Annotated in this window: 14 protein-coding genes; 7 read left to right on the plus strand and 7 right to left on the minus strand. The window is 72.6% G+C overall.

All coding sequences use genetic code 11. The features are described 5' to 3' along the window. Nucleotides 1-53 precede the first annotated feature (53 nt). Together AB0C12_RS32445 and AB0C12_RS32450 are read left to right on the plus strand one after the other, a co-directional pair. Entirely contained in the window at nucleotides 54-1,937 is a 1,884-nt protein-coding gene (locus AB0C12_RS32445) for a long-chain fatty acid--CoA ligase (RefSeq protein ID WP_360553673.1), read from the plus strand. Between the two features lie 183 nt (nucleotides 1,938-2,120). Next, nucleotides 2,121-3,176 carry a glycoside hydrolase family 43 protein gene (locus AB0C12_RS32450; protein WP_360553674.1) on the plus strand — a complete coding sequence of 352 codons (1,056 nt, stop codon included), beginning with the start codon at nucleotides 2,121-2,123 and terminating at the stop codon, nucleotides 3,174-3,176. A 1-nt stretch (nucleotide 3,177) separates the two neighbouring features. Here AB0C12_RS32450 and AB0C12_RS32455 read toward each other — a convergent pair whose 3' ends face one another. Both AB0C12_RS32455 and AB0C12_RS32460 read right to left on the minus strand, forming a co-directional pair. Then, nucleotides 3,178-3,621 (minus strand): hotdog domain-containing protein, encoded by a 444-nt coding sequence (locus AB0C12_RS32455; protein ID WP_360553675.1) that lies wholly within the window; start codon nucleotides 3,619-3,621, stop codon nucleotides 3,178-3,180. After that, the gene (locus AB0C12_RS32460; protein WP_360553676.1) at nucleotides 3,618-4,253 is read right to left on the minus strand and encodes a TetR/AcrR family transcriptional regulator; all 636 of its coding nucleotides are present in this window, start codon (nucleotides 4,251-4,253) and stop codon (nucleotides 3,618-3,620) included. The genes AB0C12_RS32455 and AB0C12_RS32460 overlap by 4 nt, the downstream gene beginning before the upstream one ends. A 111-nt stretch (nucleotides 4,254-4,364) precedes the next feature. Between AB0C12_RS32460 and AB0C12_RS32465 the strand changes: the two genes are divergently transcribed. Together AB0C12_RS32465 and AB0C12_RS32470 are read left to right on the plus strand one after the other, a co-directional pair. Continuing rightward, on the plus strand, nucleotides 4,365-4,628 hold the full coding sequence (locus AB0C12_RS32465; protein WP_360553677.1) for an Atu4866 domain-containing protein: 264 nt from the start codon (nucleotides 4,365-4,367) through the stop codon (nucleotides 4,626-4,628). Next, nucleotides 4,625-5,464: a helix-turn-helix transcriptional regulator gene (locus AB0C12_RS32470; RefSeq protein ID WP_360553678.1), complete on the plus strand. Its 840-nt coding sequence runs from the start codon at nucleotides 4,625-4,627 to the stop codon at nucleotides 5,462-5,464. Before AB0C12_RS32465 ends, AB0C12_RS32470 begins: the two co-directional genes overlap by 4 nt. Here AB0C12_RS32470 and AB0C12_RS32475 read toward each other — a convergent pair. Genes AB0C12_RS32475 through AB0C12_RS32485 form a run of 3 tightly spaced genes read right to left on the minus strand, consistent with a single transcriptional unit; the run spans nucleotide 5,446 to nucleotide 7,716 of the window. Continuing rightward, nucleotides 5,446-5,679 carry a hypothetical protein gene (locus AB0C12_RS32475; protein ID WP_360553679.1) on the minus strand — a complete coding sequence of 78 codons (234 nt, stop codon included), beginning with the start codon at nucleotides 5,677-5,679 and terminating at the stop codon, nucleotides 5,446-5,448. The two genes, AB0C12_RS32470 and AB0C12_RS32475, sit on opposite strands and share 19 nt — an antisense overlap. After that, complete coding sequence (locus tag AB0C12_RS32480) at nucleotides 5,676-6,083, minus strand: hypothetical protein (RefSeq protein ID WP_360553680.1); 408 nt, start codon at nucleotides 6,081-6,083, stop codon at nucleotides 5,676-5,678. The genes AB0C12_RS32475 and AB0C12_RS32480 overlap by 4 nt, the downstream gene beginning before the upstream one ends. 25 nt (nucleotides 6,084-6,108) lie before the next feature. Then, nucleotides 6,109-7,716, minus strand: coding sequence for a methyl-accepting chemotaxis protein (locus AB0C12_RS32485; RefSeq protein ID WP_360553681.1), 1,608 nt, complete (start codon nucleotides 7,714-7,716; stop codon nucleotides 6,109-6,111). A gap of 169 nt (nucleotides 7,717-7,885) precedes the next feature. On the opposite strand from AB0C12_RS32485, the gene AB0C12_RS32490 reads away from it, so the two are divergent. Continuing rightward, on the plus strand, nucleotides 7,886-9,961 hold the full coding sequence (locus tag AB0C12_RS32490) for a cellulose binding domain-containing protein (RefSeq protein WP_360553682.1): 2,076 nt from the start codon (nucleotides 7,886-7,888) through the stop codon (nucleotides 9,959-9,961). Nucleotides 9,962-9,977: 16 nt separating this feature from the next. On the opposite strand, the gene AB0C12_RS32495 is transcribed toward AB0C12_RS32490, so the two are convergent. Continuing rightward, nucleotides 9,978-11,822, minus strand: coding sequence for a GGDEF domain-containing protein (locus AB0C12_RS32495; protein ID WP_360553683.1), 1,845 nt, complete (start codon nucleotides 11,820-11,822; stop codon nucleotides 9,978-9,980). Between the two features lie 213 nt (nucleotides 11,823-12,035). Between AB0C12_RS32495 and AB0C12_RS32500 the strand changes: the two genes are divergently transcribed. Then, entirely contained in the window at nucleotides 12,036-12,539 is a 504-nt protein-coding gene (locus AB0C12_RS32500) for a hypothetical protein (protein WP_360553684.1), read from the plus strand. A gap of 43 nt (nucleotides 12,540-12,582) precedes the next feature. Here AB0C12_RS32500 and AB0C12_RS32505 read toward each other — a convergent pair whose 3' ends face one another. Next, nucleotides 12,583-13,935 carry a cellulase family glycosylhydrolase gene (locus AB0C12_RS32505; protein WP_360553685.1) on the minus strand — a complete coding sequence of 451 codons (1,353 nt, stop codon included), beginning with the start codon at nucleotides 13,933-13,935 and terminating at the stop codon, nucleotides 12,583-12,585. A 219-nt stretch (nucleotides 13,936-14,154) separates the two neighbouring features. Here AB0C12_RS32505 and AB0C12_RS32510 point away from each other — a divergent pair. Further along, a partial coding sequence (locus tag AB0C12_RS32510) for a hypothetical protein (RefSeq protein ID WP_360553686.1) occupies nucleotides 14,155-14,420 on the plus strand: 266 nt, incomplete at its 3' end.

Here is a 14,420-nt window from a genome sequence, read left to right on the forward strand (position 1 = left end):
CCGCCGCCCGTCGCCCTGACAGATGATGGAGGGGTCGACGGAGAGGGAGGCACATGCCGACGAGCACCGTGACGGCGTCCGCGAGCTGCCGCGCCAGCACCGCCGAGGAGGCCCGCCTGGCGGAGCTGCGGCGCACCGAGCCGGCGTCGTTCGGCGCCATGTTCCTCGACCGGGTGGCCCGCACGCCCGGGGCGGAGGCCTACCGGCGCCTGGACAGCGCGGGCGGGTGGCGGTCGCAGACCTGGGCCGAGACCGGTACGGCGGTCACCGAGATCGCCGCCGGCCTGCTCGACCTCGGGTTGCGGGCGCAGGACCGGGTCGCGATCCTGGCCGGCACCCGCACCGAGTGGATCGAGGCCGACTTCGGCGTCATGTGCGCGGGTGGCGCCACGACCACGGTCTACCCCAGCGGCTCGGCCGCCGAGGTCACGCACATCCTCACCGATTCGGCGAGCCGCTTCGCGGTGGTCGAGCACGCCGGGCAGCTGGCCAAGGTCTTCGCCGCGGGCTCGCCGGTCGAGCATGCCGTGCTCATCGACGGCGCGCCCGGAGACGGTGACAGCCGGGTGCTGACCCTGGCCGACCTGCGCGCCCGGGGCCGCGAGCTGCTCGCCGCGAAGCCGGCCGTCGTGCGCGAGGCCTGCGCGGCGATCCGGGCCGACGACCTGGCGACGCTGATCTACACCTCCGGCACCACCGGGCTGCCCAAGGGCGTCCGGGTCACCCACCACAGCTGGATCTACCAGGGTCTGGCCATCGAGGCCATGGGCTTCCTGGGCCCGGACGACCTCGGCTATCTCTGGCTGCCCCTGGCGCACGCCTTCGGCAAGGCGCTGCTGTCCTGCCAGCTCTCGGTGGGCTTCGCGTTCGCCGTGGACGGCGACGTGGGCCGGCTCGTCGAGCGGCTGCCGGTGGTCCGGCCGACGATCATCCCGGCGGTGCCGCGGATCTTCGAGAAGGTGTACGCCGGGGTCCTGGCCACCGTGCAGTCCGGCAGCCCGGTGACCGCACGCCTGTTCCGCTGGGGCATCGGGGTCGGGATCCGGGTGTCCCGGCTGCGCCGGCGGGGCGAGCGGCCGGGCCGGTTCCTCGCCGTCCAGCACCGCGTCGCCGACCGGCTGGTGCTCGCGCGCGTCCGGCGCCGGTTCGGTGGCCGGCTGCGCTTCTTCATCTCCGGGGCGGCCGCGCTGTCGACGGAGATCGGTGAGTGGTTCGACGCCGTCGGCCTGCCCGTGCTGGAGGGCTACGGCCTCACCGAGACCTGTGCCACCACGTTCTTCAACCGGCCGGGCAGCCCGGAGTACGGCACCGTGGGACTGCCGCTGCCCGGCACCGGCGTCGCCCTGGCCGAGGACGGGGAGATCCTGGTCCGTGGCCCCGGCGTGATGCAGGGCTATCACGACGCCCCCGGGGCCACCGCCGAGACGCTGGCCGGGGGCTGGCTGCACACCGGCGACATCGGCGAGATCACCGCCGCCGGCTCGTTGCGGATCACCGACCGCAAGAAGGACCTGATCAAGACCTCGAACGGCAAGTACGTCGCCCCGCAGACCATCGAGGCGCGGTTCAAGGGGATCTGCCCGCTGGCCGGCCAGATCGTCGTGCACGGCGACGGCCGCAAGTACATCACCGCCCTGATCGACCTCGATCCGGACGCCGTACGCGCCTGGGCGCCCCGGCACGGGCTCGGCACCACCGACTACGCCGGGATCACCCGCTCGCCGCAGCTGACCGAGGCCATGGGCGGCTACGTCGACCAGCTCAACGCGACCCTGGCACCGTGGGAGACGATCAAGAAGTTCCTGGTCCTCGACCACCACCTGGCCGTCGAGGACGGCGACCTCACCCCGTCGCTGAAAGTACGGCGCCGCGCGGTCGAGACCCGGTACGCCGATCTGCTCGACTCGCTCTACCCCGCGGGCCCGCCCGGTCAGTGACCGGTGTCGATGCATTGACTTCCCGCCCGGAACGGGAAATCCTCAGGGAGCGCTCTCCGGCACCCCCGCCGCGCGCACCGGTCCGGGATCTCCCCCGACGCCTCCGGCGCATCCCCACCGGACGCCACCCCGTGCGGCCCCCACCGCAGCGGCGTCGAAGCGGAGGCAGAAGCGGGAACGCCCATGCCCAGGTCACGTCTTGTCACCGCCGCTCTGGCGCTGGCCCTGACCACCACGTTCGCCCTGTCCACGGCCCGCAGCGCCGACGCGGCGCAGAGCATCCGGGCCGCCGATCCCAGCGTGATCCGCGTCGGCGGCACCTACATCTCGGCCCAGTCGCTCAACGGCGGCATCGCGGTCCGCCGGGCCTCGTCCCCGGACGGGCTCGCCGCCGCCCCGGCCCGGCTGGTGTGGTCCGACAGCCGGGGCCGGGGCGAGGTGTGGGCGCCGGAGATCGTCGTGGACGGCGGCCGCTACTACATCTACTTCTCGGCCGGCACCGGCGCCGCCCACCGCATGTACGCGATCAGCTCGGCCAGCCCGGACTCCGGCTACACCGGGGAGACCCAGCTCGCGCTGCCGGACAACAAGTGGGCCATCGACGGCGCGCTGTTCACCTTCAACGGTCAGCGCTGGTTCGTGTGGTCCGGCTGGGCCGGAGACACCAACGTCGAGCAGAACATCTACCTGGCCCGGATGAGCAGCCCGACCACCCCCACCGGCGGCCGGTACGTGATCTCCCAGCCGCGCGAGCCCTGGGAGCGCGTCGTCGGCAATCCTTTCATCAACGAGGGCCCGGAACCGATCCGCGACCCCAACGGGCAGCTGCACATCGTCTACTCCGCCAACGGCAGCTGGAGCGAGCAGTACTGCCTGGCCGACCTGCGGCTGCGCGCCGGCGGCGACCCGGCCTACGTCTGGGACTGGTACAAGTCCAACGGCTGCCTCTTCGGCTCCCAGCGCGCCACGATGATGGCCGGCTGGGATCCGACGCTGTCGGTCAACGGCCCCGGCCACCACAGCTTCGTGCTGCTCAACGGGGACATCGCCACCAGCCCGCCGGCCGGTCCGCGCTTCCCGCTGATGTTCCACGCCGTACCGAAGGGCACGCCGTACACGTGGGGTAACCGGTTCTGGTACACCGGCACCTTCGCGTGGTGGGGCAACACCGTCTACAGCCGAGCCAACGTGCCGGGCCCGACCTCCGACACCGGCTGGGGCCTCAAGTTCTTCGAGTAGATCAGCCGCGCAGCAGCTCCGAGCCGAGGGTGCGGCCGTGCTCGGTCCACGGGGCCGGCCGCATGGTGGCCGGGTCCAGGCGTACGTTGACCCGGCGGCCCTCGGCGAAGACCGTGGCGCCGTCGGCCGAGGTCACCCGGAACCGGTAGTCCGCGCTGGTCGTGCCCATGCTCTCCAGCCAGAAGTGCACGCTGATCTGGCCGGTGCCGCGGACCGGCCGGTGGAAGGTGACGGAGTATTCGCGGACCACGTTGAAGGCGTCCGGCGTGGTGGGCCGGCCGCCGGAGAAGGAGACGCCCCGCGCGGCCCACCAGAGCACGATCGCGCGTTCCACCAGCACGGCGTAGCGGGAGTTGTGCAGCACGCCCATGGCGTCCAGATCGTCGAAGTGCACGGGCATGGGGACGACGCCGCCGTGCGGCAGCGTCTCGGTCGCGGTGGTCATGTCAGCTCCGGGAGGATCGTCGGGTCGGTGGCCAGCGCGCGCAGATGCTTGAGCTGCGCCCGGCGGGCGCGCCGGAAGGTCACGTCTCGTCCCAGCACCGGCGCCTGCATCACGGCGCAGACACCCAGGGACTCGGTCTCGTAGGCGATGCCCTCGGGCTCGGCGCCGGGCCGCAGCTCGCCCAGCGCGACCGCGTCGGCGGCCAGGCTGATCAGGTAGGCCATCCAGTCGGTCAGCTCGGCGGCCAGGCGGTCGCGGATGACGCCGGGGCGGGCGTTGTATTCCAGATGAGCATTGGCGAAGAAGCAGCCACCCGGCAGTACCTCGGCCTCGTAGAAGGACAGCCGGGTGTCGTGCACCGCCCACAGCCGACGGACCCCGCGCGGCGCGGCCAGCGCGGGCCGGATGATCCGCTCGGTCCACTGGGCCCGGGCGTGCTCGATCACCGCGAGCTGCAACGCCTCCTTGGACCGCCAGTGCGCGAACAGGCCCGACTTGCTGACGCCGAGCGCGTCGGCGACCTGGCTCAGCGACAGGCCGCCGAGGCCGGCCACGGTGGCCAGCACCAGGGCCTGATCGAGCACCGCGGTGCGGGTGCGTTCGCCGCGGATGAGCCGGCCGTCCTGGGTCATGCCGTCACCGTACAATAAGACCGACCGTTCGTAAATATAGTGCGGGCCGCACCGCTGGGTGGGTGCGACGCACCCTCCCCGCAAGGCCGCGGGACTCCTAGCGTGGAGCTCATGACAAAGGCATCTCACCCGTACGCCGGCATGTGGGTCACCGCCGACGGCGCCATCCGCCACGAACTGCTGCCGGAGGGCCGCTACGTCGAGGCCCGCGGCCGCCGGGAACGGGCGTACACCGGCCGGTACGAGATCAGCGGCGACCACATCGACTACGTCGACGACACCGGCTTCACCGCCGACGGGGACTTCGTCGACGGCGTCCTGCACCACGCCGGGATGGTGCTGCGCCGCCGTTCCCCCGGGGATGACGGGTCATGACCAGGGACGGGATGCTGGGCGACTTCCTGCGGGCCCGGCGGGCCGAGGTGACACCGCAGCAGGTGGGCCTGCCCGCCGCGACCGGACGGCGGGTCACCGGGCTGCGCCGCGAGGAGGTGGCCGCCCTGGCCGGCATGAGCGTGGACTACTACGTCCGCCTCGAGCAGGACCGGGAACGGCATCCGTCGCCGCAGATCCTCGACGCGCTGGCCCGGGTGCTGCGGTGGAGCCACGATCAGCGGACGCACGCGTACCGGCTGGCCGGGCTGCTTCCCGTGACCCCGCTGCCGGCCTCGTCCGAGGTGGCCGATCCGGCCCTGGTCGACCTGCTCGGGGCATGGCGGGACAACCCGGCGGTCGTGTTCGGCCGCGCGTACGACATCCTCGCCCGCAACCCGCTCGCCGAGGCGCTGTTCGCCGACGTCGAGGAGCGCGGAAACCTGATCCACGCCGTCTTCCTCGAGCCGTCGGCGCGCGCGTTCTACGCCGACTGGGCGGCCGTGGCCCGCAGCAGCGTCGGCGCCCTGCGGCTGGCCGCCGGGGCGGCACCGGCCGACGACCGGGTCGCCACGGTGGTACGCACCCTGTCGGAGCACAGCGAGGAGTTCCGCCATCTGTGGTCCCGCCACGACGTGACCGGCAAGACGCTGGAGACCAAGCGGCTCGTGCACCGCGAGGTCGGCGAGCTGACCCTGGCCGTGCACTCGTTCGACGTACGGTCCGCGCCCGGGCAGCAGCTGGTCGTCTACCACGCGGCGCCGGGCAGCCCGTCGGCCGACGCGCTGGCCGTGCTCGGCTCGCTCGCGGCCACCCGGGCTCAGAACGCCGCGTCGTAGAGAGCCCGCAGCTCCGGTGTGGCCAGACCGCTGTAACCGCAGACCAGAGTGTGCCCGTCGGTGGCCGCGACCAAGTACTGCCGGCCGGGCTCGAAGACCGTCGCCCCGATCAGTGCCTCGCCGTTGCCGTCGCCCTGCGCGACCTCGACGGCCTCGGTGGGCCGGCCCGCGTACCGGTGGGTGACGCGCCGGGCGCGCAGGTCGTCGTCGGTCACGGCCGCCTCCCCTCTTCCGGTACGTCATGTCCGGCACCCGGGCCGAGCTTTCGCAACTCCGCCCGCAGCCTGCCGCGGGCCCGGCGCAGCCGGATGCTGACCGCGTTCGGGGTGAGCGCCAGCGCGGCGGCGATCTGCACGGGGCCCAGGTCCCCCCGGGTCCACCGGCGGACGATCTCGGCGTCGAGCGCGCCCAGCCGGCCCAGCGCGGTGTGCGGGTCCTCGTCCGGGAGCTCGACGGGCTCGGCGACGGCGGCCGCGGGCGGATCCAGGGCGAGGATCCGGGCCGCCAGGCGGCCCTGGCGGCGGCGGGCGCGTTCGGCGTTGGCCAGGCAGTGCCGGGCGACACCGGCCCGGTCTTTCGCCGGCGCGCACAGCACAGCGTCCCGGCGCGTGGTGCTCACGCCGGGACGCTGTGCGCCGCTACGGCTAGATGCGGAAGCCGCCCACCAGGGCCTGGAGCTTGCGGCTCACCTCGTCGAGCTCGTCGGCGGCGCGGCGCGACTCCTCGACCGAGGTGGTGGTGTTGCGGGCGACGTCGGCCACATTGTTGATGTTGGCGGCGATCTGGCCCGAGGCGGACGCGGCGTCGTTGACACTGCGGTTCATCTCGTTGGTCGTCGCGGTCTGCTCCTCGACCGCCGAGGCGATCGTGGTCTGGTAGTCGCTGATCTGCGTGATCACCGCGGTGACCTCGGCGATCGCGGCGACCGCGCTGGTGGTGTCGGCCTGGATGGCCTCGACCCGGCGGGAGATGTCCTCGGTGGCCCGGGCGGTCTCCTGGGACAGCTCCTTGACCTCCCCGGCCACCACCGCGAAGCCCTTGCCGGCCTCGCCGGCCCGGGCGGCCTCGATGGTCGCGTTGAGGGCGAGCAGGTTGGTCTGCTGGGCGATGGTGGTGATCGCCTTGACCACGTCGCCGATCATGCGGCTGGAGTCGCCGAGGCGGGACACGGTGTCGGTGGTGACCCGGACGGTGTCGACCGCCCGGGCCGCGACGGTGGCGGCCTCGTTGGCGTTGTGCGAGATCTCGCGGATCGAGGAGCCCATCTCCTCCGAGCCGGCCGCGACGGTCTGCACGTTGCGGGAGACCTCCTGGGCCGCGTCGGCCACGACGTTGGCCTGCACCGAGGACTCCTCCGCGCCCTTGGCGATCTGGCCGGACAGGGCGCCGATGCGGTGGCTGGTCCGGGCCAGGCCCTGGGCGCTGCGGCCGAACTCGGTGATGACGGTGCCGATCGCGTCCAGCGCCGTGTTCACCGAGCGGCCCATCTGGCCGACCTCGTCGGCCGAGCGCACGGCCACCCGCCGGGTCAGGTCGCCGTCGGCCACCGCGACGAGCACGTCCGCGGCCTCGGCCAGCGGCCGGGTGATGCCGCGGGTGATCCGCCAGGCGACCAGCGCCGCGATCAGCGCGGCCAGCAGCAGGCCGATCACCATGATGGTCATGAACCCGTCGGCGACCTCGCGGGCCTGGGCCGTCTCGGCCTTGTTCATCGCCTCCTCGAGGTCGATGAACACGTTGATGGCGGCGAGCCACTCGATGAAGGCGGGCCTGGCCTGCGTGGTGAGCACGACGTAGGCCTGCTCGTCGGTGCCGGCCCGGCGCAGGTCGACGACCTGGCTGATCAGCGGCAGCGTCTTGGCCTGGATCCGGTTGATCTCGGCCAGTGCCTGCTTCTCCTCGGCGCTGACGTCGGACCCGTCGGCGAACATCGCGGCCATCTTGGCCGCGGACTCGTCGTACTTGGCGGTCAGCTTGGCGATCGTGTCGACCTCGGTCTGCACCTCGGCACCGGTACGGGCGAGCACCACGTCCCGGACGGCGATCGCGCGGTCGTGCACGCTGCCCCGGAAGTTGATGGCGTACCGCTGCTTCACGCCGTTGAGGTCGTTGACGACGGTCAGCCGATCGTTGATCTTGTTGACCTCGCTGACGCCGATGACCGTCAGCACGACCATGCCGATGATCACCACGAGGAAGCCGGCGCCGAGCCGGAGCCCGACCCTGAGGTTCGACATCTTCACCCGAATCACCTGTCCACCCTGGAAGCCCCCCGATGGGCTCGCCTGACCGTTCGACTGGCCTGCGCCGAATGTGAGGATTTCCGCGCCACCGGGCGGAGTCGAGGAAGATTGACAGTGATCGCTGCGACAGTGAGGATGGGAGCGCTCCCAACTCTCGCTGTCCTCCGATCGGAGAGCCATGCCGTCCGCGATCTTCCACCGGGTCGCGCGGGGCGCGTTGCTGCTCGGCGCCGGTGCGCTGTGCAGTGTCGCCGCACCCACCGCCTCCACCGCCGCGCCCGCCGCCTCCCCCGCTCCCGTCGCCGTGACCGTGAACGCCCAGGCGGGTCTGGCCACCGTTCCGGACACAGCCCTGGGCGTCAACGACGCCATCTGGGACACCAACCTGGGCACGGCCGAGACCTCGGGCCTGCTCAAGTCGGCCGGGGTGCAGATGCTGCGCTACCCCGGCGGCTCGTACGCCGACATCTACCACTGGCGCGACCACACCGCGCCCGGCGGCTACGTCGCCCCGGACACCGACTTCGACACCTTCATGGCCTCGGCCGGGCGGATCGGCGCCGAGCCGATGATCATCGCGAACTACGGCACCGGGACGGCGCAGGAGGCCGCGGACTGGGTGCGCCACGCCAAGGACAAGGGCTACCGGGCCAGGTACTGGACGATCGGCAACGAGAACTACGGCAACGGTCACTACGGCGAGCCGTGGGAGGCCGACAACCACGCCGACAAGAGCCCGGCCGCGTACGCCGCGGGGGTGGTCGCGTTCGCCGAGGCGATGCGGGCCGTCGACCCGGACATCAAGATCGGCGCGGTGCTCACCACGCCGGGCAACTGGCCCGACGGGCTGGTCGGCGCGGGCGACGCCGGGACCTGGAACCAGGAGGTGCTCACCCGCGCCGGTGCGCACATCGACTTCGTCGACGTGCACTGGTATCCCGGCGGCGGCACGGCCGCCGAGGCCCTCAGCAAGACGAGCCACATCGACGATGCCATGTACCTGCTGCGCCGGCAGATCGACCGGTACGCCGGCAGCAACGCCGGCCGCATCCAGGTGAGCCTGACCGAGATGAACGTCGGGGTAGGACAGAACACCCGGCCCGGCGCCCTGTTCCTGGCCGACGCGTACAGCGACCTGCTGGAGAACGGCGTCTTCACGGTGCAGTGGTGGAACGTCCACAACGGGATCGGCACCGTGTCGACCGTCGCCGGGGAGCGCGACTACGGCGACTTCGGCCTGCTCTCCTCCGGCAACTGCGCGTCCGACGGGTCGGTGTGCGAGCCGCCGCTGAACACGCCGTTCGCGCCGTACCACGCGCTGACGCTGATGAAGTCCTTCGTGCACCCGGGCGACCAGCTGGTCCGGGCCGGCACCGATGATCCGCTCGTCGCCGCGCACGCCGCCCGCCGGTCCGACGGCGACCTGCAGGTGCTGCTGGTCAACCGGGACCCCGACAACGAGCGGACGGCCACCCTGGACTACCGGGGCTACAGCCCGAGCACGAGCACCGCGCCGACTGTCATCTCGCTCGGTAACGGTGCCCCGGCGCTCGAGACCGCCGCGCGGGGAACTGCGACTGAGCAGACGCTGGCGCCGTACTCCCTCACGCTGGTGACCCTGCACCCGGCCCGGACCGCCGCCGGGGCCCCCGGAGCACCCGGCGCGCCCGTCGCCGGGGCCGTCACCGACCGGACCGCGACGATCTCCTGGCCGGCGGCGCGGCCCGGCCGCGATCCGATCGCCAAGTACGAGGTGCACCGGGCCAACGGCGCCGTCAGCGAGCAGCTCGGCGAGACCTCGGGCACGTCCTTCACCGCCCGCAACCTCACGCCCGGGACCCGCTACACCGTCAACGTGCTGGCCCGGGACACCGCGGGCCGGGTGTCGTGGTCGTCCCGGCCGCTGACCGTCACCACCACCGCCCCGGCGAGCAGCAGCTGCACGGTCACGTTCAGCGACACCAACGACTGGGGCAACGGCTTCGTCGGCGCCGTCGAGGTCACCAACAACGGGCCCGCCCCGGTCACCGGCTGGACGCTGACCTTCACCTGGCCCACCGGCTGGCAGAGCGTGCAGAGCGGCTGGAGCGCCACCTGGACCCAGACCGGCCGCGACGTACGGGTCACCAGCGACCCGGGGGCCACGCTGGCCGCCGGGGCCACGGCCACGGCCGGGTTCGTCGGTGCCTACAGCGGACCGAACGTGCTGCCCGGGGCGTTCGCCCTCAACGGCACGGTGTGCGGCACCGGCTGAGCCGTGCCCCCGGCGGTCAGCGACGCCGGGCGGTCGACTTCTCGCGGTACATCGCCGCGTCGGCCTCCCGGAGCAGGTGGTCGGGGTCGGCCGAACCGTCGGTGGACAGCGCGACACCGATGCTCAGGCCGACCTCGACCGGGTACCCGTCGATGACGAACGGCTCGGTGATCGCGGCCGTGATCGCGTCGCGCACCCGCTCGTGGCCGTCACAGGTGGCGAAGCCGTCGAGCAGCACGACGAACTCGTCACCGCCGAGCCGGGCGACGGTGTCGGACTGACGCACCAGCCCGGTCAGGCGGCGGGCCACCTCCACCAGCAGGACGTCGCCCGCCGCGTGACCCAGGGAGTCGTTGACGGCCTTGAACCCGTCCAGGTCGAGCAGCAGGACCGCGAAGCGGTGGCCGGGCTGCCGGGCCGCGCGCAGCCCGGCCTGCTGGAGGCGGTCGGCCAGCAGCACCCGGTTCGGCAGGCCGGTGAGGTGGTCGTGCAGAGCGGCGTTGCGCAGCCGTTCCTCCTGGTCCCGCAGGGACGCCACCATCGAGTCCCGGTCGAGGGCGGCGGCCAGCAGGGCACCAGCCTGGTTCATCATCTCGCGGCCCGGCGGCGTGCTGGCCTGGATCCGCCCGACCGCCGCCAGCGCGCCCCAGTCCCGCGACGCGCTGCGCACCGGCACGACGAACACGATGTCGCCGGCCGGGCCGTCCGCCAGTGTGAACAGCCCGGGCGGCGGGAACGCGCTCACCGGCCCGGAGCGTGGCCCGCCCCCGGCCCGGAACTCCCCCACCACCTCCAGCAGCGGGTCGTCGCCGCGCGGCTCACCCTCGCCGGGCCACAGACCGAGGCAACCGCCGACCGCCGGGGTGCTCTCCATCCAGGCCAGGCCGCGCGGGTCCTTCTCGTGCGAGCCCAGCAGCTCGATGCCGAGCTCGTACTGCACGTTCAGCGTGGCCTGCAGGTAGCGGACGTCGGAGAACAGCTCCCGGGTCCGCGACTCCGACACCGGCAGCCCGCGGCTCGGGCAGCCGCAGGAGTCGCGCTGGACGAAGGTGGTGGGCACGGACCGTACGGCGGCCGGCAGCCGCGGATCCGCCGCCAGCTCGCGGGCCAGGGCGTGCACGGCCGCGCCCAGGGCGTCCAGCGGCTGGCGCACGGTGGACAGGCTCGGCCGCAGGTACGTCGCGTCGGCGATGTCGTCGAAACCCACCACGGCCAGGTCGCCGGGGACCGCGTAGCCGGCCTCGGCCAGCCGGCGGATGAGGCCGATGGCGTTGCGGTCGGTGCCCGTCACGACGGCCGTCGCCGGCATCCCGGCCCGGATCAGGGCGTCGGCGACCGACTCGCCGCCGGTCTCGTGATTGTCGTTGAGCGCGAACAACAGATCGGACCGCGGCGTGAGCTGCTGGGCGAGCAGTCCCTCCCGGTAGCCCTCGTGCCGTTCCCGGACGTCGAAGTGGGCCAGGTTGCCGGCGAAGGCGATCCGTTCGTGGCCGTGCCCGGCCAGATGCCCGACCGCCTCCCGGACCCCGCTGCGGCTGTCGGCCAGCACGGACGAGCAGTCGCTGTCCGGCACCTCGTGCCCGACCAGGACCACCGGCTTGCCGGCCGTCCGAGCGGCCCGGGCGTAGGCGGCGTCGACCGCGCCGGGCAGCACGATCAGGCCGGCCAGGTGCTGCCACGCCACCGGCCGGCGGAAGTCCGGCAGGCCGCTGCGGTCGGCGCTGTACGAACCCGGATCCAGCGTCTGGACGGCCATGACCCGGTCGCCGGCGGCCACGGCGGCGCTGTTGACGCCGGCGATGAGCGCCCCGTAGTAGTCACCGCCCACGAACGGCGAGAGGATTCCGAAGGTACGGCTCATCACGACAACGGCACGCCCTGTGCTGCTTGCATGCCGTCATCGTCTCCCGAGTACGCCCGCCGGGAGGCGACATCCGGTTAATAGTCCCCCGGCATACTGGGCAGTGGAATAGAAGAGCGTCTCTAGACGAGGACTGCACCGCGACGTATGGTGCAGAGCGCGATGGGAGCGCTCCCACGTTCCCGCATCCCCGATCAGCAGGAGGTTCCCCCGATGCGCCGAGCTGTGCAGGCGATCTTTCTAGGTGGCGTGCTGCTCTCGGCGGCTGCCTGCGGCACCGCCACCAATCCCGCACCCGGCGAGGCCGGCGTGGGCATCGGTACGGCCTCGGCGCCGCCCGCCGCCCAGCGCAGCGCGGAGGCCTCGACGAGGTCCGCGTGCGAAGCCCTCGGCAAGGTCTACAGCCGGCACATGGCGCCGTTCGCCCAGGCCCTCACCGAGCTGGCCGACGCGCGCAAGACCGCCGGCGACGACAAGAAGAACGAGCAGGAGGTCCAGCAGGCGCTGACCGCGTTCGCGACCGCCATCAGCAGCGCCACCGCCGAGAGCACCGACCCGGAGCTGCGCACCGCCGGCAAGCAGACCGCGGAGAAGCTGAAGGCCAAGGCCGCCGACACCAAGAGCTTCAGCGCGGTGAAGACCACCCAGGACGTCAACACGACGCTGGGCTCCACGCTCAAGGGCTGGCTCGCCCCGCTCGACCAGCAGTGCACCTGACCGTGGCCGGGCGCCGTGACGGCGCCCGGCCCGGCCCGGGCGGTCAGGTCGCCGAGCAGGTCACCGCCGGTACGCCGTTGGTGCCGGCCCACGAGCCGAGGAAACCGAAGCTCGTGGAGGCACCGACGGCCAGGCTCCCGTTGTAGGTCGCGTTGCGAGCGGTCACGGTGGAGCCGCTGCTGGTCACCGTCGCACTCCACGCCTGAGTGACCGTCTGGCCGTTCGGGAACGCCAGGGTGACGGTCCAGCTCCGTACCGCGGCGGTCCCGGCGGTCACCGTGACCTCACCCTGGAAGCCGCCGGTCCACTGCCCGGTCACCGAGTACGCCGCCGCGCAACCGGCCGGCGCCGGCGTCGGCGGGGTGCTCGTCGGCGAGGCACTGCTCGGCGGCGTACTGGTCGGCGGGGTCGTCGGCCCGCCGCCGAAGATCGCGGCCTCCTCGGCGGTGGCCTTGATGCCGTTGGGCCCGTTGAAGACCCGCTCGCCGAAGGTGGTCAGCCGGTTCGGGTCGAAACCGACGGTCATGTCGAGGATCGGGTCGTTGTTGCCGGCCCACGACCAGCCCAGGTAGCCGAGGTTCCGCGCGACCGCCTCGGCCATCAGGGTCTGGTCGTCCACCTCGCCGGGAGCGAACTGCCAGCCGAACTCGCCGATGACCAGCGGCCAGCCCTTGGCCTGGAAGGTGTCCAGGTACGAGGTGATGGACGCGGCGGTGTTGAAGACGGCGTACATGTGGATCGAGAGCACCGTGTTGTGCTGGGTGTCGGCGTCCAGCACGGTCTGCGCGTTGTCCCGCATGGTGTAGGTCCAGTCCTGGCCCCAGTTGGGCGCGTCGACCATCAGCAGGTGCTGGAAGCCGTGGCCGCGCATCTTCCGGATGGCCGCGCTGGTCGCGCCGGTCCACTGGCCGGGGTCGGTGTTGCCGATCGGCTCGTTGCCGATGTTGATGGCGATGTAGTCCTCCTGGCCGGCCAGCACGCTCTTCAGGCCGATCCAGTAGTCGACCGCCTGATCCAGCGTGTACGCGGCAGCGTCCTCGCCGTAGCCGGTGGTGTCATGGTCCTCCAGGACGCAGATGAGCCTGTTCTGCTTGCAGAGGGAGATCACGCCGGCCACGTCAGCGGCGCTGTTGGCCGTCCAGCGGCCGCCACTGAGCACGACCCGTACGGTGTTGGCGCCCTTGGCCTTGATGTCGGCGAACGAGTCGGTCTCGTCGGTGAACCAGGTGTGCTCGTGATTGACGCCGCGCATGACGAACGGCTGCCCGCCCGCCTCGACGATGCCGCGGCCACTGACGTGCAGACCGGTCGCCGCGTACGCGGGATCGACGGAGAACAGGACGGAGGCGGCCGCGGCGAGCACCGCGGCGCCGAGGGTGGCGAGTCGTCTTCTCATGACCTACCTCAGATCGGGGGACCTCGTCGGCACAACGCGTCCACCCAGGACGCCACGGCACGGCGGGCACGGGGAAAGGGTGCCGGCCGTCCGGGCCAAACGCTGTGACGAGGTGTCCACACGCTACGACGCGCCTGGACCGACCACAATGGGAGCGCTCCCAGATATTGAAGTTTATGCATAATACGAGCATGCGACGGCCGCGGCCACCGGGGGTCGGTGGCCGCGGCGGTGATCAGGCGCCGGGTGGCCCGGCCGTCGAGCAGCCCCCGGCGTCGGAGCCACCGCCGTCGAGGACGCGCCGCCGTCTACGTAGCCGCCGCCGGGGTTGGCGCCGCCGTCAAGGCCGCCGCCACCGAGACCGCCGCCGTCTACATCGCCGCCGCCCGGGTTGGCGCCGCCGTCAAGGCCGCCGCCACCGAGACCGCCGCCGTCTACATCGCCGCCGCCCGGGTTGGCGCCGCCGTCAAGGCCGCCGCCACCGA

It is taken from the genome of Actinoplanes sp. NPDC048967, assembly GCF_040649415.1.
GTDB lineage: Bacteria > Actinomycetota > Actinomycetes > Mycobacteriales > Micromonosporaceae > Actinoplanes.